At 45.6% G+C, this 18,562-nt stretch carries 15 protein-coding genes; 8 read left to right on the top strand and 7 right to left on the bottom strand.

Annotated elements, in window-relative coordinates:
- Window positions 1-267 precede the first annotated feature (267 nt).
- Window positions 268-498, top strand: coding sequence for a hypothetical protein (locus tag CLV36_RS13760; RefSeq protein ID WP_106343050.1), 231 nt, complete (start codon window positions 268-270; stop codon window positions 496-498).
- 485 nt (window positions 499-983) lie between these two features.
- A complete protein-coding gene (locus tag CLV36_RS17925) occupies window positions 984-1,421 on the top strand; it encodes a class I SAM-dependent methyltransferase (RefSeq protein WP_281257262.1) in 438 nt (145 codons plus the stop codon).
- 72 nt (window positions 1,422-1,493) lie between these two features.
- Here CLV36_RS17925 and CLV36_RS13745 read toward each other — a convergent pair whose 3' ends face one another.
- Entirely contained in the window at window positions 1,494-2,561 is a 1,068-nt protein-coding gene (locus CLV36_RS13745; RefSeq protein ID WP_245888374.1) for a glycoside hydrolase family 64 protein, read from the bottom strand.
- A gap of 249 nt (window positions 2,562-2,810) precedes the next feature.
- Between CLV36_RS13745 and CLV36_RS13740 the strand changes: the two genes are divergently transcribed.
- Window positions 2,811-2,981, top strand: coding sequence for a polysaccharide deacetylase family protein (locus CLV36_RS13740; protein WP_245888373.1), 171 nt, complete (start codon window positions 2,811-2,813; stop codon window positions 2,979-2,981).
- Window positions 2,938-3,102: a polysaccharide deacetylase family protein gene (locus CLV36_RS13735; protein ID WP_181353064.1), complete on the top strand. Its 165-nt coding sequence runs from the start codon at window positions 2,938-2,940 to the stop codon at window positions 3,100-3,102. The genes CLV36_RS13740 and CLV36_RS13735 overlap by 44 nt, the downstream gene beginning before the upstream one ends.
- Window positions 3,103-3,190: 88 nt before the next feature.
- On the opposite strand, the gene CLV36_RS13730 is transcribed toward CLV36_RS13735, so the two are convergent.
- The 5 genes from CLV36_RS13730 to CLV36_RS13710 all read right to left on the bottom strand — a co-directional run bounded on the left by CLV36_RS13730 (window position 3,191) and on the right by CLV36_RS13710 (window position 12,245).
- The gene (locus CLV36_RS13730) at window positions 3,191-3,778 is read right to left on the bottom strand and encodes a hypothetical protein (protein WP_106343045.1); all 588 of its coding nucleotides are present in this window, start codon (window positions 3,776-3,778) and stop codon (window positions 3,191-3,193) included.
- Between the two features lie 153 nt (window positions 3,779-3,931).
- Window positions 3,932-5,320, bottom strand: a complete 1,389-nt coding sequence (locus tag CLV36_RS13725) for a TIGR02679 domain-containing protein (protein WP_106343044.1) — start codon at window positions 5,318-5,320, stop codon at window positions 3,932-3,934.
- Window positions 5,321-5,348: 28 nt separating this feature from the next.
- Entirely contained in the window at window positions 5,349-9,455 is a 4,107-nt protein-coding gene (locus tag CLV36_RS13720; protein WP_245888372.1) for a TIGR02680 family protein, read from the bottom strand.
- A gap of 18 nt (window positions 9,456-9,473) precedes the next feature.
- Complete coding sequence (locus tag CLV36_RS13715) at window positions 9,474-10,688, bottom strand: TIGR02678 family protein (protein WP_181353063.1); 1,215 nt, start codon at window positions 10,686-10,688, stop codon at window positions 9,474-9,476.
- 18 nt (window positions 10,689-10,706) lie between these two features.
- Window positions 10,707-12,245 carry a TIGR02677 family protein gene (locus tag CLV36_RS13710; protein ID WP_106343042.1) on the bottom strand — a complete coding sequence of 513 codons (1,539 nt, stop codon included), beginning with the start codon at window positions 12,243-12,245 and terminating at the stop codon, window positions 10,707-10,709.
- A 366-nt stretch (window positions 12,246-12,611) separates the two neighbouring features.
- On the opposite strand from CLV36_RS13710, the gene CLV36_RS13705 reads away from it, so the two are divergent.
- From CLV36_RS13705 to CLV36_RS13695, 3 genes are read left to right on the top strand one after another with little or no spacing between them, the layout of a single operon-like run.
- On the top strand, window positions 12,612-14,138 hold the full coding sequence (locus tag CLV36_RS13705) for a spore germination protein (RefSeq protein ID WP_106343041.1): 1,527 nt from the start codon (window positions 12,612-12,614) through the stop codon (window positions 14,136-14,138).
- Entirely contained in the window at window positions 14,125-15,222 is a 1,098-nt protein-coding gene (locus tag CLV36_RS13700) for a GerAB/ArcD/ProY family transporter (RefSeq protein ID WP_106343040.1), read from the top strand. Before CLV36_RS13705 ends, CLV36_RS13700 begins: the two co-directional genes overlap by 14 nt.
- Window positions 15,219-16,331: a Ger(x)C family spore germination protein gene (locus CLV36_RS13695; protein WP_181353061.1), complete on the top strand. Its 1,113-nt coding sequence runs from the start codon at window positions 15,219-15,221 to the stop codon at window positions 16,329-16,331. The genes CLV36_RS13700 and CLV36_RS13695 overlap by 4 nt, the downstream gene beginning before the upstream one ends.
- 120 nt (window positions 16,332-16,451) lie before the next feature.
- Here the strand turns inward: CLV36_RS13695 and CLV36_RS13690 are convergent, their stop codons facing one another.
- Window positions 16,452-16,979: a PadR family transcriptional regulator gene (locus CLV36_RS13690; RefSeq protein ID WP_106343038.1), complete on the bottom strand. Its 528-nt coding sequence runs from the start codon at window positions 16,977-16,979 to the stop codon at window positions 16,452-16,454.
- A 123-nt stretch (window positions 16,980-17,102) separates the two neighbouring features.
- Between CLV36_RS13690 and CLV36_RS13685 the strand changes: the two genes are divergently transcribed.
- Window positions 17,103-18,323 (top strand): cytochrome P450, encoded by a 1,221-nt coding sequence (locus CLV36_RS13685; RefSeq protein WP_106343037.1) that lies wholly within the window; start codon window positions 17,103-17,105, stop codon window positions 18,321-18,323.
- The last annotated feature ends 239 nt before the right edge of the window (window positions 18,324-18,562 follow it).

The raw sequence follows: 18,562 nt of genomic DNA, 5'->3' as shown, positions 1-18,562 counted from the left end.
ATAATATTTGTTTAATAATGAATGATTCGATCGTTATTGACAACCTATTGTCATTTCTCCGATGCACCTCATCTTTAACTGGCAGGTGTGAGAGAAAAAAATCCCCTCTGAATATTATAAATCAATTTACTATATGCATTTTATCATTTATAATACAAGTGTCCAAACACTAGCTTTCACATCTGCAGACGCGTCAATCCGTTCAAGTCAAAACACCGCAACCCAATCAACCAAATCATCTCAGCTTCTCACGTAGCCACAATCAACATGAGTCATCAACCTACTACTCCTAAAGGAACCAACATTTCTGCTGACGTTGAGAGAATCGTTGAGACTCTCCAACGCCTTGTCCAAGACACTGCCAAAGCCGAAAAGGATATGCAAAAGGCCGATCACGATATGAAGTACACCAAACGGAATTGGATGATCGCCGTCTTTACTGTATTGATCGCATTTATCTCGTCCATCAACCTCATCATCTACTACCATGGCACCTAGCCCAAGGTCTTTGGACAGAGAAACACCTGAATCACCAACAGCATCAAGCTGTGATTCTGTTGAAATGCGCACGTTCCTTCAGTGAGTATGAAGATGTAGCAAATCGTTTCGGCAATCGTTTCTTGTTTTTTTTCAGCAAACAAACATAACAAAAAACAAAAAAAAGTGCCTGCGGTGGAACATTCGATAAAAAGAATGGACTGCTTGCAGGCCAAACTTATGCCTTCATTCCCGAAACCCAGTTCAATTTCGCGCCATTCCTTAGGAACCGCGCTCCTTACTCATTAATTTAAACATTTTTCCTTTTAATCAGGCATTCCATTAACCCTAATGGTTGCCGGCCTTCAGAATACCCAAGCAAAGCTTATCACTAGAGCGTGTCCGATGAATAGGCCAGCGGCTCCAAAACTATTTTCTCATTCGCTTCACGCGGTGGCGAGGCGCTCCTCGAGAAAAGGTTTTTCCGCCAGTCCTACCCTACCAACTTGATTCACCAGACACGCCCTAGTACTACTTATGGGAAGAGTGGTAAAACCGTATGGCATTCTCCAAAAATCCTTTGGCTGATCCAGTGTTGGTCACAACCCCTTACAAAAAGGGACAAACCCTCAGCAGAGGCGAGGTTCGCGCTTTGTTCGCCCATTAAGGTACACGCCAAAAAACGATTGACCCATCCCCGCTTTTTAAAGATTTATCGCGATCTGCTATCCAGCCACGGGAACCTCATCTTCAAAACGGATCATACCAGATTTTATGACTTCTCCATGGAAGCATTCGCCGAGTCAGGCTGGGAAGTGTTAGAACAGACGGATGATCTTCTTCACAGCGAGTGGCACGATCCCGATGTGACGTCGGAGTGGGAAGAGATCACCACTGACACGGGTTGTAACATTTTTTACGCCCGGGTTGTTCCTCCGCGATAAAAAACCATCCCAAAAAAACCACCCTTCTCCCAACGGGAAAAGGATGGTTTCAGTTGAACAATCCTGCCCAACTTACCACGCAACCCGGATGATCAACCCTTTTGGATCGCCAACTTCCAGATACGCAGCTTGATTGTTCACATCGTCATAGGGAAATCCGTAAGCCAATCGGTCGATGCTGTGATTATGCCAAAAAGCCGCGTAATGGTTAGCGGGAGCGGGATTTGTGGGGTTCTGGGGCCCGTTCCACTGGTCATCGTATCCGTTGCGGTTAAGATTGGCGCAAGTCCGAGGATCGGCGGCTGCACCTATACAGCGGAAAATGTCTTGTGTTGGTATAGAAGTGACACTGGCGAAGTAATTGCTATGTTCGCGGCCAGGAGCAAAAGGTCCGTAAATGGGGGCAACAATGCGGTAAGGAGCTTGCAACGTGGCTAACGATTTGAATTCGGAAGGCACTTCATTCACATATTTGCTAAATAAGCCCGCACGGGTCTCCGACTCAAGTTCACCGACTGTTCTGTCATAATTTCCTGCTTTATTCACCAATCTGTGTTGAATAGGGAACCCAAACCCGTCCACGCGAGTGGTATTGCCATGATAGCCGGCATTATCCACTGTAAACTCTACAAAATCCAAGAACACATCTAAGTTGGGATCAGTAGGGTTGTTGAAGTCCGGTCCAGCAAAGCCGTTGTCATATGTTTTGATGTAACACGGCGATCCTACGCAAAGAAACATTCTACCAGAAGTGATTTTCGGCAGGCTGACCCACTCGGCATCACTCACTCTGTGATAAATGTTGGCATAGTTCACGCCATTTTTCGTCAAATGCCCAGGGGTGTCATTCAATGCAGTGGAGATTGGATGCAGGTAGCCATTCAAGTCCAAATAGCTCCAGCGGCCTGTGGCTGGATCAATACCAATGACACCCCAATAAATTTGATCGTCCCGATAAGCACCATTGGTTCCATTCATCACTTTCACCGTCATGACGCCATTGCCAGTCGGAGCAGGAATGGAAGACGCCGGAATCGATCCGACTGAAGGAGATGCAGCTGACGTAGGGGAAGTGATGGACAAACTCATTCCTAGCACAGCGAGACCCAAACAGAGCGAGCGGAATCTCTTTTTGAACATCCACTTAACCTCCTTGTGATTCTCCTTGAAGAAATGTTTCATCCATGATTAAACGCATAGATGCGAATAACCATGAATCTGTAAAAAATAATATGATATTTCAAATAGTTAGTCAATAATTTCTTTTTAAATATCAATAAATCAGTAAACGTTTTACAATTTTTGCTGACACTCATCTGCATTTTTTTGTCATTCTCGCCAATTATGGCAAATCGCCATTTTAATTTTTAATGGTTTATTCACAAAAATTTGTTACCTGTTCAACCAGCCACCGTTATTGAGAATGGGCCCCGCACCGCCAAACGAATCGCCCTTACTTTTGATGACGGGCCAAACGCGCAATTCACTCCGCAAGTTCTGGATATCTTAAAAAACGGTGATATCCATTGCACAAAACGGAAGCATCATCCTCATGCATGATGCCGGAGGCGACCGTACAAGCACTGTACAAGCCTTGCGTACCCTCATTTCCCAGCTCAAAAGCCAAGGATATGAACTTGTCACCGTGAACCAATTGCTGGGCAAACCGGCTTACAAATAAAAAAGAGTTATCTCATATACCTTCATTGAAAACAAAACCCACCTTTTTCGCATAAGCGACAACGAGGTGGGTTTTGGCGTTTATCCGGTCAAGGTTGTAACTTTTGGATCAATTCTATCAGATCGTTCAATCCGCTGATCATGGCAGAAATGGTGACCGCGACAGCAGCGATGTGTCCATAGTTGATCTGGAATTCACCTAATTTTTTATTAAGCTTGACCAATTGGTCCTTATCGATTTTTCCATGCTTCAACTGCTGTTCGACCTGTTCGGACAAATGGTGAAGTTCTTTGATCGCTCCCCTTGCCTTGGGCCGAAGGGCTACGGACGATGGATGCTCAACCATGCGAGCCCGTTTAAACATCATAACCGGACGATTTTGGAAAAACACGCGTGCCTGAACCGGTTCATCGGCTTGGCTATCCACATTCAGAGTGCGAAAATCTAATTGACTTACCGCATGTGCCGGCTCGTTTTGTTCATGCAAGCTTTCCGTAGATAATTCAGATCGATCTTCTTTTGTATAAGCTGTGGTCGGCCCGTTCTCCACGACAGCTGTCCCATCTTGCCCATCTTCTTTTATGTATGCTGAGATTTGCTCCAGTTCCACACGAAACTGCGCCAGCCGCTCACTCCAAGCCAATCCCTGATCAAGATCAATGGTAATGCTGCTCATATTGCACACCCCGTTCATCTATCTATATATGGTAAACAGCCCGTTTACATTATATCAGAAGAATATTCTTATTCGGATAGTTTTACAGCCTGCCCTATTTCTAAACGGATGAATCGGTGGCAATATCGGGTCAATTTCTACACCTTGCAACTTTTACTTTAATTTGCCCAATTCCTCCAACCAATCCTCTACCAGTTCGGCAACGAACACTTCCTGAAACAATTTATGTCCCTTTTGCGCCATCACGTTAGTTAGTGAAGCATCCCAAGGTATCTCCATTCTTTGCAAACGATCTATTTCCTCTTGCGAAAAAGCCGGGCCTTTACCAGACCAGACATTATATGTTTCAGCATCCATCCGCCAAGGAGCAAAAGCCGTCGCAAATCGTTTAGCCATTGCTTGTGCCATCTGAAGGCCCGCCACATCAAAATCCCCTGAATAATGGAGCCGAACCTCAGAGTTTGCTTTTTCTAACAAAAGTTCAATCAATTGTAGTGTGGCCACACTGGGTTGTCCATTGGTGCAAAGCAAGATGGGACATGCCTTCTCCTGCCAACCATGAGGAGCTACCTTCTTCAGCTCGCGAAATTGTTGCGTAACATCCAGTAGTGTAGAGAACACGGACGGATTTTCAACAACATATAAACTAGCAAATATGTTCAGCTCAGGTTGTTGATTGACTTGACGCAGAGTCCATACTGTCGGTTGAATATCAAACCGGAGGTCGGGGATACAAAACAGCACTTGTGATGAAAGATCATCATCCCCGATCCCAGCTTTCCGGTATCCTTCTCTAATCGTGAATGGATCAAGCGCTAAATCTTGATCATCTCCCCATACCACCCTTTCGTCATGTGAATCACGCCACATCTCTGTTATTCCATACCACAAAAGTCGCCCAGCTGGCTCCTTCCAGTCAAATGCATGTGAATCTCCTGTAATTTTAGCTGCTAACACAGGCAAACGCACTGTGTCCAATTGAATTTCACCATCATATGAGCTGTAAAAAGCATCACCCGAACGCAAGTGGATTAAAGCATTCACCACTTGAAGAACTATTCTCTTGGCTTCTTCTGGATGAGACCGATATACTCTCCGAATGGTGTGATAACCAGGCGTTTCCCCAGTGTATAAACGATTAAGCCATTGCTTAAGTTCGTCTACATTCTCCACTTCACTACTAATGCTACGGAACATGTCTTTCCACTTATCTTCTTGTTGCAACAAAGACTCAGACCGTGTAAGGAGCGGTTTCCCCATCAGGGTCAGATACAGCTCAGGGATTGTAGAAGGAAAAGGTGAATTTTGCAACTCTTCTTCAAAACGTGTCAACGAAACCTCTACTTTTTCTCCACTTTGCTTGAACAGGCCAAAAAAACCGTTTATTGCCTCGCATTCTTCATCAGATAGCCGATCTAACACAACTTTGCCGCCGACACGTCCCAAAGAGGTGTATTTTTTCCAAATCTCTTGTAGTAAGCGTGTAAAACCCGGTTGCATAAAATATTGTTTGGTTCTTTCTTTCTTTTCAAAAGAGCTCATCGACCATTCTCCTGTTGCTAATCATTATTCAATCGGGATCGGACTCTTCCACATACGTCCGCTGATGACCATTCCAGTGATATCGTATTAGGGTAATAACATCTGCATCTTTAGGGCGATAAATTTCATAGATTGCCAGATTAGGTACAACATCATAGCATCCCCACAACACCTGTGACGTCATCATATAGTCAAATCCCATCTCTGTTAATAATTGAAACATATCACGCATATTCTCTTCGTCTACCCCCGCAAAGGCTTCATCAAGTGAAATGATTTTGGGTGCCTCTTCCTTCGCATCCATGTAACGCGAAGAAATCGCTGCAAACAAAGGAATATACATAGCCATCGCTTTTTCTCCGCCGCTTAATACATTAAACTTGGAGTCAGTCAACTCGCGATACCCCACTTGATCTCCTTTACGATGGTACAATACAAATTGGAACCAGTTTCGATAGTCTAACACCTCATAAATATATTTACGCAGTGACTCACGTTCTGTTTGCGCTTCTTGTTTTGCATATCCGATATAGGAACGAAAATGTGCGACGATCTGTTCAGTTTCCTCCTCAAGCAAGCGGTGGGCATCGCGCTTTAACAGGTGTACCAACCGTTCAGTATTTAGTTGACTTTCATTCTGTGGCAGTTTAGGAACCCACTCTAACTTTAGTTGCAATCCACTTGATGTATTCCGCTCTGCCATCAGCCGGTTCATCTTAGCTACCCACCTTTCCGCACGCTGAATGCGTTGACGGATGGCTTTACCCACACTTCGCAAAATAATTTCTTCATATAGCTCGCGATCTTTTTCACTCAATAAACTCCGTTGCTCTGCTTCCCAAAGATTCAATTCTTCCAACAACACACCGGGGGGTTGTGGGTTTGAACGATCTCTCATCGAAAAAATGAGTAAGCGGTCTGAGTCCTTTTCCTCAATCAAAGTTAAAGCATAGTCCGCCAAATCATGACGTACCGCATTAAATCCTTCCAATAATGAGTTGGCCACTGACTCCCGTGTCCGATTGCCGAGTGTGCTCCCATACGACCGTTCCACCTCTTTGCACAGTCGTACAATCTCTTCGATTTTTGCGTTTGGTTTGTACACTTTCTGCCAATCTTGTACCAAGTTTCTTTGCATCTCATGATTCCATTGACACAACGTTTGTTCTAATTCTCCACTTCGCCGTTCCAATTCAATCTTTTGTAGTCGAAGCCGCTCAGATAACTTCGTTGCTTGCTCATACGCTCTTCTTTCTTCCTCCTGAACCCCTTTACTCTCTTTTCTCAAGCGCTCCTTTTCCTCTTTTAATTGCTCTATTTGGGTAATGACATCACTAATCCCCAGTTCCTCCATCAAACTACGCAAGCGTTTGGTTTGCGCTTTAAGGCTCCGAACACGCTCTTCCTGCTCTTCCAACACTTCTTCATCTTGCTCCAGATCTTCTTGTGCTACCTGCACTGCTTCCTTCCAACGAATCTGGTCTTGCTCCGCATCTTGATAGCGGCGCCAAGCAGCGTGTAGCAAAGAGAGCAAACCCTCATAGTCGCGGCAGCGCTGAACAGCTTGGTGCAATTCCTCTTCCTGTTTAAGCCGTGACCAACCAGATGTTTGTTCTACTAATTCCTGCTGCAAACGCCGCCAATCTCCTCGCACTTTTTTGAAACGAGCTTGTGCTTCTTCCTCCTGTGACAAAGCAGCTCGCAGATGATAAATCGTTTGATTCAATTCTTCCCATGCTTTCTGTATTAACCGATCAGCCGGAAAGCGATTCAACTCCTCACTCAGTTCAGCTTCTTCCCTACGACAAACTGCCAATTGATCATCCAACATATCAAGCTCTTTATCGTAGTTAGCAATTTTGGTCGCCAGCTGCTGAATCTGCAACTCTCTTGTTCGGCGTCTAGTTTCTTTGCCAATGTACTCAGCCCGTTCTTTTGGTGCTCCCTTCCCAAGCAAAGGTCCGATTCGAAACGAACCTGACGACCCAATGACAGACTCTTTTATAGCAGTATCCTTTGGGAGCTGATCGGTTTCCTCCCACAAGAAGGTGCGAAGAACTACGTCGATCGTCTCTGCATCCAGGCCACTCATGGCTGATGGTGTGGGCTTAAGTATATCTGCCAAGGTATAACCCAATTCTACTGGTGCCGGCACGATCCATACTTCTTCTTCATCCTCAGTCACTTGACCAACCTGACCATCCGGCGCAATCCAAGCATCCAATAACCCAGCTTTCTCCAATGCATCTTCTACACGCGCTTTCATCTCATCATCAAGTCCCGGCACAAACTCGCACACTTCATACAACGGAGCCCCCGTTCCGCTTGGCCGGGAAGAGCGAGCCTTTTTTCGGGCTTCTGACCGCGCAGGCTCCGGCTCACGACTCGACTCCCAAGTTGCTTTCTCTTGGATTAACTTCTCACTCTCTGTTTCCATTTGTTTTCGTTTTTGCACAAGATCCAAGCGACGTTCCACCAGTTCTTGTTGCTGAAGAGTAAAGATGTTAACAACATGCTGTTTCACTGTAGAAAACTCTCTCTGCTCCCTATCTAACTCGTCCAATGCTTCAAGCATTTGGTGTAATGTCTCATCTGGTACACGTAACAACCGGACACTTTGCTTCCATTGAACCAATTGTTCGCGTAAGGCTTCTCTTTCTGTTTCGACGCGCTGTTCACATTGGAGGCGGTGATGCTCAATCTGGTCTCGCTTTTTGCGAGCCTCGCTTAACTGCTGTTCCGCGTCCAGAACCCGCTGGCTCCATTCGCGCTCTTTTTGGGCAATTTTCCACACTTTCTCAAGCCTGCTTCGATGATTCACCACATCCCGGTGCCATGCTTTCAGCCAACGATCATCTTCCGGAATAGCTCTGTGCCACATTCGATGATATAAATCATGCTCAATCAATTCTGTTTCCCTGGCTATCTCTTCTAGTCTTTCCAATTGCTCATGCTGTTCATGTTGGCTGTGTTCCATCTGCTGTATGGCTCGATCAAGGCTTTGTTGCGCTTTCAGAATACGCGTTTGCAGATGTGAAATGCGGTTGGCTGTTCGCTTCCTATTCTCATCCGCTTCCTTTAAACTAGATTGGATGGTAGCTAACTCTTGTTGCTTTCCAATCGCTTCACTTTTATAGATAACTTCCAACTCTGCGTCAATTTCTTGCAATCGATGCCCCATTTCCTTTCGTTGTTGCTCTTTGAATGTTTGCTCTTCTACTGCTTGTTCGAGTTTTTCGTTTAATTCAGAGACATTCTTCTGCATCTCTTGAACAGTGTGGTAACAGCGAAGCAAGCGGCGGGAATGCTCCATGAGCAAATACCGATTATACTTGTCATACACCGTTTGAAGCTTCGACATCTCTTGACGATGGCGGGATATTTCGTCCAAATGGTCTGCAATTTGATCCATATCTTCCAGTACCTCTGACAAGGGACGCAGTTCATCTTCCATTAAAGGAGGCAACGCTTGAGTAAGTATTTCATAGATGGAAGAAGGCTTAAAATCCTTGGAAAGCTTCGGACTGCGAAGCTGAATCATCAGTTGAAGAAGGTCTTGATAGGCTTCAGCGTCACGAAAGCCGAATAAAGATTTATTCACCAAATCTCGATAAGCTGCTTGTTCGTGCACCACTTTTCCACCAGAACCGATATTCTCTTCCAATTTGCGTCGATCAAGTACTTGTTTAACTTGTTGCGCCAACCACAAAGACCTATCATACAGCCAAAAATTCTTATTCACCCGTCGCCCATCATCGAGCAGAAATCCCCAAAAATGGATGCGCGATGTACCGCGGCGTGCTTTTATACCAATGCCGATTGTCTTATAAAGCTTCTTCTCAGGATGCACAAACTCCATCCAAATATATCCTGTGCGCTCTACTGTATCGCTATCAGCATCCCCCAACAGATAATACTCAATCTTGCGATCCCTAGATCCAAACGGATCCAAGCGATTCGGACGCTTATCCCCATCCAGCACAAGCGGCAAAAAGCTTTGCATAGTCACAGATTTTCCAGAGCCATTGGCTCCTCGCAGGATTAACCGTCCCTCTTCTAATTGAAATTCTTGATCTTCGTAATGCCAAAAATTAAACAAACCAGCCCGATTCATCTGCCAACGGCGTACTGTCAATTTCTAATCACGTCCCTTTCACTCGACAAATTGGCTTATCTGGTATGTGGCCTCCCACCGGCCCAAAACTGGATAGATCAGAAAAAGTTGTTCATCTTCCCATTCGCCTAAGCTCCAATCACACAAATGAGAAATTACCTTCTCCGCCAACACTTGCGAAGAAGCTTCTCTAAGCTCCTTACTCCAATAATCTTTATGTTTCTCTCTTATTTGAAGCAAAAGTGATTCCAGTTCATTACGAGTGACACAAATGGTTCCATCAGCCTCGACAGAGAACGCCCCTTCTCCGGCATGGAGTTGCCGCCTAATCTCTCCCGCTACCAGCAAAACCAAGTCAGATACAGCTTGTGGAGTGGGAAACAATTGCGCTTCTCCTGTCAAATCAGGGTGAAAAAATAACAACCCTTCGCGGTAACGATGGCCTTCAAATCCTAACATGTGATTCATCTGTTCAATCAGTGAACTTCGCTGGGTTGTGACATAGTACTTATCTTCCTCGCTCCATTGCCGATCAAGCACAACTGGTTCCATTAAAAAACGTCGATATACTCGATGACGGCGGCGCAAGGATGCTCCATCCGGCGTGTCCGGATAATGAATTGGGTCACTCAATTCTTCCATGCATTGATAAGAAGACAAATCTTGCGGAAAGCGGCGCAAAACATACCGAGCGTGTGGCGAACACTCATAAAGCACATTGCCCGCTTCGGCATCCCTGACCCAGCTGTCTTCATCTCCGTCTACGACATGCAACACTCCCAAGGAATTCAACTTTTTCAAAGCACGAACCATCGATTGGCGATGACTGTATACTGTCCAGTTAACAGTCATCGCCTGGCTCATCATATGCTCTTTGATTTGCTCAACCATTTCTTGCAAAGTGAATTGATCCATTTCAGTTCTTCCTTCAAGAAACCACAGCCCATAAGTAAAAAAAACATAATCCATCGGATCTCGGAATTCAGCGAACCCCATCCATGGGTGGGCAATTACAGGCACTTTGTCCAATTTGACAAGTGTTCTGGTGCTAATCAATGAAAGTCCCGCTTGTTCCATGAACCAATCTTTGAGCTGCTCAAATCGCTCTTTGATCTGATAATACATTTCTGGATCTTGCTCTTTGGCGATCCACGGTCGATTAAGCAATGCATGGACACATTCCCTCAATCGCTCTTCTAGCACGGCAGCGTTTGTCATCTTTGCCGAACGACGCTTTCTCCATGCGTTTCCCATCCTGTTTCTCCTCTTTTCTCACTCATTTTCCGCAGTTACGGCCGCTTCCTTGAAAGCAAAGAGGCTGGACTCCATCACAAACCTAAGTTCGTAATTCGGCAAAGTCAAAACTCCATCTTCACAGCGAAGCACCGCCTCTTGTTTGGGTGAAGGGAATTTCAAACTGACAATCATCCCTTCCGGGGTGCGAAAAGACTTAGAGGAAGTAGCCATGCATCTTCCAATCCACTGTAACAAACGTAAACGGTTTTTGGCTGTCATCATCCCCAGCTCGTCTATGCGTACTCGCCCTAGTCTCAACATCTCTTCTAACAATGCACGCTCTTCCTGTTGCTGTGCGAGAATTGCCTGTTTCAGCATTTGTCGCCGCTCGTGCTGATCCCGAACATACTCTCTTTTGTGGCCACTAATACGTTTGCGGCTTCGGGAGCGGATCGATCGGGTGGTCGGTATTTCTTCCCACATCGACATGTCAGATCGATCAGATTCGCGCCGATCCTCTCCTTGCAAGTGCCGAGTCGCAAACAATCCATATGTATAAGCAGCCAAACGATGTGCTTCATCCATATCATCGATGCTGTAAAACCACTTTGCCAAGTAATCTAATTCTTGACGACGACTTAACCCCTTCCGCTTTCGCTCTTGGATTCTGCGCGCACAATGCACAATTCGCGCAATAGCCTCCTTAGTAGCTTGCTCCAATAACGTTGATTCGCTTGGTTCATCCCCTGCTCCGACAAACCAGCGGTGAAGATTCTCCCACCCTCTTTCATATTCTTCTATCAATTCCTCTTTGGAAGGCATCTCTTCTATGCGCGGTTTATTAATTGCGTCTTGGGCTACATATGCTAAAAACCGCTTTCTCATCTGCCTGGAAATATGCAATAGCGAGTCTTCGATTTTGTAAGAGCGGTGTTGCAACGCCTGCATGAAATTTTGCAAGTAATCCCTCAATCGCTCTTTAAAAACAAGGAACTCCTCCGTCATCATCATGGTTTCAGCATGGACGGTTTGCAAACTAGCAATATAGTCAGCCGAATTTTCGTGCAACCTCACAAAAGACTGATAAAGCCTCTCCCACAGCTCTAACGCTTCACCAGGCTCAAACATATCTACTTTGTTTCTTACTTCAAAAAGATCTTCTGCAATAGTATCAAACAATGTCGGTTCCAGCGATCCACCGTATCCAGAAACACTTTCCAACGTCTCCAGCAATCGTTCAATTTCAATGGAGTATGGAGTAAGGGAATATTGATACTTTTTACGCATGTACTCTTCAATTGTAGTTGCACGTCCCCCGTCATGTCGAACTGTGAGGTTTTTCCACTCTACCAATTTATCCAAATCAGCATGGCACTGTTCCAAGGTATACCCTTGCAAAACACCCCATAAGCGGACGCCTTCATACACTTCTGCTGGTTTCATCCAATAGCGCAATCGCTGGTATTCTTGATAGAAAAAACGCATAATCGCACGATATCGAGCAACATTTTCGGCATTGACATAACTTAGTTCAGGGACCTTCCGCAACGATTGCATTATGAGCCGATGATTCATGGAACCCCCCCTTCAAATCTTTAAACCAAAAAGGAGATTAACACATTCATTCAAGCTTTTTATTAATATACGATTCTATATAAAACTTCCTTAACCTCCATAATTTAAATTATATAAATAATCATAATATCATTCTCGAAAGCTGACAACTAACTGCACTTGTTCATCGTCGTTCAGAGGGAAAGGTTTTTTTACCGATTCTCCACTTCAACTCATACGCCAGAATCTCTGGTCACAGATCATTTATCCAGGCCGGAGATTCAACACACTTGAACAAATGATTTTATAACACGCGACGAATTGCCATCCCGAAATTAGGACACAATTTATTATATACGATGTTTCGAACGCAAATGGGGAGCGACAATGAGATCCATATTTAGAGGAAGAAAAAAACGAAAAAGCGAGCCAACTACCAAAGTGGGGGACACTACCACGCGCGTGTCTTCTTCTTTGCAGGAAAATATCGATAACATAAATGAAAAACTTTGCCGTTCGCAGGATTTGGTTTTCCGTTCCATCGAGTTCAATGGCAAAAAAGGCGTACTTGTGTTCATTGAACCCTTAACGGATCAAAATCAGGTGCTAAAAGCGATCATTCAGCCCCTGTTAAAAGTCCGGGAAGGCAAGCTGGAAGAAGTGATCATCGCGAACTATCTGCGGCAGACTGAGAGCTTTGATGAAATCATTGAACATTTGGTGCGCGGAGACAGCATCTTATTGTTTAGCCGATCCGAACAAGCCTTCATCGTGGGAACGGAAGCCACTGAAAAAAGAAACCTGACTGAACCCGACAACGAAGCCGTGGTTCGCGGACCGCACGACGGATTGGTGGAAAACATCAAGGTGAATTTGTACAATATCCGCCACCGAATCCAAAACCCAAATCTCACGGTGAAATTTTTCCGCGTAGGAGCGGAGACCAGATCAAAACTGGCCATGCTCTATATACGCAATCTGGCCCACCCTGATTTGGTTAAAGAGGTCGAAAAGAGGATCAACGCGATTCGGACTGACACCATCATGTCACCCGGTTTTGTGACGGAATTTATGGAGGACTGCCCGGCGTCCCCCTTCCCTCAGGTATTGTATACGGAAAGGCCCGACCGAGTCGTCTCCAATCTGATGGAAGGGCGCATTGTCATGTTGGGAGAAGGAGATCCCACAGCGGTCGTAGTTCCCGTAACATTATTCGCCTTTTACCAAACACCGGACGATTATCACAGCCGGTGGATGATCGGATCATTTGTCCGATTTGTAAGGCTGATGAGTTTTTTGATCGCTTTTTTGCTTCCTTCCTTGTATATCGCCATTGTGGAGTTTCATCCCGAAGTTCTCCCTATCTCATTGATTTATAGCCTAAAAAGCTCGATTGATACAATTCCGTTTCCCGCCATCATCGAAGCTTTATTGATGGAGTTGACCATTGAATTGATTCGGGAAGCGGGAATCCGGCTCCCCAGCCGCGTCGGGCAAACGATTGGTATTGTCGGCGGTCTAGTAATTGGGGACGCGGTTGTCCGAGCGGGCTTAGTTTCCAATACCATGTTAATTGTTGTAGCAATCACGGCGATCTCTTCGTTCGTGGTGCCATCCCACGAATTGAGCACGGCCATCCGGGTGATGCGGTTTCCGCTAATGGTTGCTGCATTCTCCTTCGGCTTTTTCGGCATTGTGGTGGGGCTGATCATTATTTTCATGCACCTGGTTAAGCTTGAGTCTTTTGGCACGCCGTACTTAGCACCCTTTGCACCGCTTCGCGTCAAGGACCTGAAGGATACCTTTATCCGGCTACCTATTTGGAAACTGAACCAACGCCCGCATGATCCCCATCCCCAACGCATGAAGCAAGAGGAGCCATCGAGAGGATGGAAAAAAGATGAAGATAGCTGATAACACCATTACACAAGGCCAATTTATGTTTTTTATTTTGCAAACCCAGATTGGGGTAGGTGTGTTATCCCTGCCCCATCAAGTTCAATCTTCAGCAAAAGGTGCTGGCTGGATTTCTGTTATCATCGCCGGGTTGGCCAGCCAACTGATCATTTTGTTCCTCTGGGCATTAAATAAGCGCTTTCCTTCCTCAACAATCTACGAATTCCTCACGCAACTGTTTGGAAAGTTCACAGGCACCATTCTGGGATTGGCATATGTATCGTACGCCATCTTCACCTCTGCTGATATCCTCGTCTTGTTCAGCGACATTGTCAGCCGTTGGATATTGCCTGCAACCCCGAGATGGGTAGTCATATTGATCGTAATCGTCACGTGCATGTACATGGCGGTGGAAAACCTGCGCAACATCGCCCGCTTTTTGGTGGCAACCAGTATTTTGATCCCCGTGTTCTTGGCATTGGCCATTTATTCAATGATGGTAAACATGAATGTGGATTACATCTTCCCGCTGACAGAAGCAGGGTGGCTCGATATTATCAAAGGCTCGCAAAAAGCGCTTTTTTCCATGGTGGGATTTGAGCTAATCCTATTGGCTTATCCATTAGTCGAGGGGAATAGTGGCGGGAAACTGAAAGCCATTTCCTTGGCTAACTTGTTGGTCACTCTCTTGTACAGCTTCTTGACGTTCACCTGCTTAGTCATCTTCAGTCCCAGGGAGATTGAAGTGATTCCTGAACCTCTTTTGTACATGTTAAAGAGCTTCACTTTCAATGTCATTGAGCGCATTGATTTGATCTTTTTGTCCATCTGGAGCGTGAGCGTATTCACCACGTTCATCTCTTACATTTTTATGGGCATGATGGGCCTGGGACAATATTTTCACAAAGGGAATCATAAAAAAGCGGCGTGGTGGGCGGGGATTATTTGTTTCGTACTTGCCGTGTGGGCCGGGCAACCTGAGAAGATTCGGTTGTACGACAAAATCTTCTCGATTGGAAGTTTCATCATGATTATGGTGGTGCCACTTTTGCTACTGGGATGGTCTTATCTGTTCAAAGTGAAAGGGGAGACAAGTACATGAAGCAAATCATGTTGTTTCTGGCCGGCGTCAGTCTCCTGCTTTTGCCCGGATGTTGGGATCAATCCTCTTTGCGGGACGCCCGTTTAATCTATGGGGTGGCGTTTGACCAGGCGCCGCAAGGAAAAGTGAAAACAACCATCGTAATCCGTAACATGCCCTCTGGGGATCGCAAAAATCCTTCAAATGAAGTTCACAGCGTGATTGGAAACACGGCACGCCAGACGCGAGATCTGCTGGACAGCAATATCTCTGAAAAACTGGAAACCTATAAGGTGAGGGCGTTATTGTTTGGAAAAGAGGTCGCCAAAAAAGGGATTTATCCCCACTTGGATGTGTTTTACCGTGATCCCCGCGCCTCCCTCAACTCCCGGATAGCCGTTGTTGACGGAGAAGCTAGCCAAGTATTCTACTTGCGTCGCGTGGGTGATACCTTGATTGCCGAGCATGTGGACGAAGTGTTGGAAAGCGAAGAAGACGCCGGCATCCTCCCCAAAACCAATGTGCAAAGCATTTGTTCCCTGCTTCTGGAACCGGGGCAAGACTTCTTGATCCCGCTGTTGAGAAAAACAGAGAGTGAGGAAGTGGCCGCAGTGGGAACGGCGCTATTCCACGGGCAGAAATGGACAGGCGAGTTTAACCGGAAAGAATCGGTTTTGTATTTGATGCTGACCAATGAAATAGAAAAGAAGGCGCAACTGACGATAAAAATTCACCCCCAACACGGGGAAAACCCCACCAGTTACATCACGATCGACATGCTCAAGCCCCGACTGAAGAGAGAAGTGAAGATCTCCCCCAGCGGAGGGGTCGATGTCATTTTTTCTGGCACAGTCTATGCGAAAGTGGTCGAATTTCCGGAAAACAATTTAACTGATTCGGACCGTCTGGAACAGATTAACCATGAATTGTCCCGCGCATTGACCCTTGAAGTCAAGAACATGTTGGACAAAATGCAGCAGGCAAATTGTGATGCCTTGAGCATCGGGCGTCATCTCGCTGCATTTCATCCCGAATTCTGGAAGAAACAAGATTGGGAAAAAGATTATGCCAAGGTTCGTTTCCATCCTCGTATAAAAGTCAAAATCCTGGAAACCGGGATCACTTATTAGCTGCCTGAGTCAGGCGGCTTTTTTGATGCCAAAGGCCCTCTCTCCCCGTTGGCTTCCGCGAGAGACTTTTGATCGACGATGAAACGACAACCAACGCTACGATAGCCGGCTGGGCCGGTGTTAACCTTCCATCTCGGGCGTTTCCCCTTTTTGCCGCAATGCCTCAATCCATGCCAATTCCTGTTCAACCTGGGACTTTTGAAAACGAATGACTTCAATCACAAAAGGTTTTTTAGGATGAATAGCTTCGATATGGTGGTAGAAGTCAAGCTTTTTCTGTAGCACTTCTTGTCTCCTTAGCAGAATCTCCTGTTGCACGTCTTGTTCCAATCGGTCAAACAATGCCACCCGCACCAGAAATTCAGATTGGCTGGCGGCCAATTTGCTTGGGAAATCCCGGATCATTTCATTAAATATCTCTTCCCCGACATCGGTTAAAAAGTAGACATGACGATTCGGTTTGCCTTCAACCTTGACAACTTCTTTGGAGATGGCGCCCATCTCCAGAAAACGGCGCAAAGTGGGGTACAACAGATTATTATTGATTTCAAATTCCTCACCGAGCGCCTCTTGAATGTTTTTCTTTATCTCATAACCGTGTTTGGGGCCTGTCAGGAGTTGTCCCAAGATTAAAATCTCCGCATACACTGTCATCACCCATTCTGAATTCTTTGTGAAAATGGTGTCAAGCACTTATTTACTATGTTAAATTAACATAGGTAAGCATATGTATAGTTAACATAGGTTATTTTAACACAAGGAGGGATTGTGATGCGTTCAACGAGTAAAACCATCCTTTTGCATGAAATATCCAAACTCAAATCAAAGCAAGACCAATGGAACCCTTTTGCCTGGTATAAACAAATGAGAGAAAATAACCCAGTGTTTTATGATGCCGAACAAGACGTCTGGAATGTGTTTTTGTATGATCATGCCAAACGCGTACTTTTTGATCACCAACTATTCTCCAACAAGAAAGAGCGCAGTTTAATTCCCGTTCCCAGAGTTAATAACCGAAGCAATGTTAATTTTTCCGATCCACCGGAACACCGGCATCGCCGAGCCCTCCTCGCCCAAGCGTTTACCCCTCGAAGCCTGAAAGAATGGGAACCGCGGATCCAAGCCATTGCTGACGAGTTGGTCGCAGATATGGAAGGTCAGACGACGGTGGACATTGTGCAACAGCTGGCTATTCCCCTGCCCGTGATTGTCATCGCTAAATTGTTGGGTGTCCCTTCCCAAGACAGAGAGAAGATCAAAGCCTGGTCAGACATTCTCTTTTACCCCTATGAGAGAGAAACGTTTGGTGACATCGCCGACCAAAAAGCGCGAGCCATGAAAGAATTTCAAGAGTACTTATACCCTATCGTGCAAGAAAAACGGAAACATCCCGCCGATGACATCCTCTCTGACTTAACGAAAGCGAATTTAGAAGGCGAACAACTGACAGATATGGAAGTGGTGATGTCCGGCATAGGACTCTTAGGCGCGGGAAATGAAACCACAACCATGCTGATATCGAATATGTTTTACTCCATGTTGTTTGACCAACCAGGCATCTATCAGGAGATGCGAGCCGATTCAACAGCGATTCCCAAGCTGGTTGAAGAAGTGTTGCGCTTCCGGTTTCCTGTTGCCATAGATCGCCAAGTGGCTCAAGATACCACCGTCTTTGGGCACAAGATGAAAAAAGGACAGATCATCATCGCGTGGATGGGTTCCGCAAACCGAGATGAATCGCAATTTGCCAATGCAGAAACATTCGATATTCACCGCCATAACAATCAAACTCATCTCACTTTTGGCGCCGGTCCGCATTTCTGCTTGGGCGCTCCGCTGGCTCGTATGGAAGCGAACATCGCTTTGTCCACCTTTGTAAAACGGTTTGCCGACATTCGCCCGGTGGAAGGGTTTGAGGTGACCGAACACCTGATTCAATCGGCCACAGGCCAATCCCTGAAGAGTTTGCCTATCTGCGTAGAAACGGCTTAACAGCACGGGGCAAATGACTGTGTAACAACCGCTAGTCAACTACTCCAAACCATATTGTGAACAAGTATAACCAACAAGCTAGACGCTTGTTGGTGAGAATGTTGACAAACCCTGCGAATCAACTTTGTTGATCGCAGGGTTTTTGTATATAAAAGGGATATAAACAATTAATGGATGAATATCAACCCATATAAACTTAAAACCACCTCCCTTACCTGCTCTCGAAAGCAGCATAGCCA

Origin of the sequence: Laceyella sediminis (assembly GCF_003003125.1) — a bacterium.
Taxonomy (GTDB): domain Bacteria; phylum Bacillota; class Bacilli; order Thermoactinomycetales; family Thermoactinomycetaceae; genus Laceyella; species Laceyella tengchongensis.
This window is presented reverse-complemented; position numbering and strand designations above follow the sequence as displayed.

What these genes read in the sequence shown, in the direction of transcription:
- CLV36_RS13760 (WP_106343050.1), top strand. Translation starts at nt 268, where the DNA reads ATGAGTCATCAACCTACTACTCCTAAAGGAACCAACATTTCTGCTGAC.
- CLV36_RS13745 (WP_245888374.1), bottom strand. Translation starts at nt 2,561, where the DNA reads ATGTTCAAAAAGAGATTCCGCTCGCTCTGTTTGGGTCTCGCTGTGCTA.
- CLV36_RS13730 (WP_106343045.1), bottom strand. Translation starts at nt 3,778, where the DNA reads ATGAGCAGCATTACCATTGATCTTGATCAGGGATTGGCTTGGAGTGAG.
- CLV36_RS13725 (WP_106343044.1), bottom strand. Translation starts at nt 5,320, where the DNA reads ATGAGCTCTTTTGAAAAGAAAGAAAGAACCAAACAATATTTTATGCAA.
- CLV36_RS13715 (WP_181353063.1), bottom strand. Translation starts at nt 10,688, where the DNA reads ATGGGAAACGCATGGAGAAAGCGTCGTTCGGCAAAGATGACAAACGCT.
- CLV36_RS13710 (WP_106343042.1), bottom strand. Translation starts at nt 12,245, where the DNA reads ATGAATCATCGGCTCATAATGCAATCGTTGCGGAAGGTCCCTGAACTA.
- CLV36_RS13705 (WP_106343041.1), top strand. Translation starts at nt 12,612, where the DNA reads ATGAGATCCATATTTAGAGGAAGAAAAAAACGAAAAAGCGAGCCAACT.
- CLV36_RS13700 (WP_106343040.1), top strand. Translation starts at nt 14,125, where the DNA reads ATGAAGATAGCTGATAACACCATTACACAAGGCCAATTTATGTTTTTT.
- CLV36_RS13695 (WP_181353061.1), top strand. Translation starts at nt 15,219, where the DNA reads ATGAAGCAAATCATGTTGTTTCTGGCCGGCGTCAGTCTCCTGCTTTTG.
- CLV36_RS13685 (WP_106343037.1), top strand. Translation starts at nt 17,103, where the DNA reads ATGCGTTCAACGAGTAAAACCATCCTTTTGCATGAAATATCCAAACTC.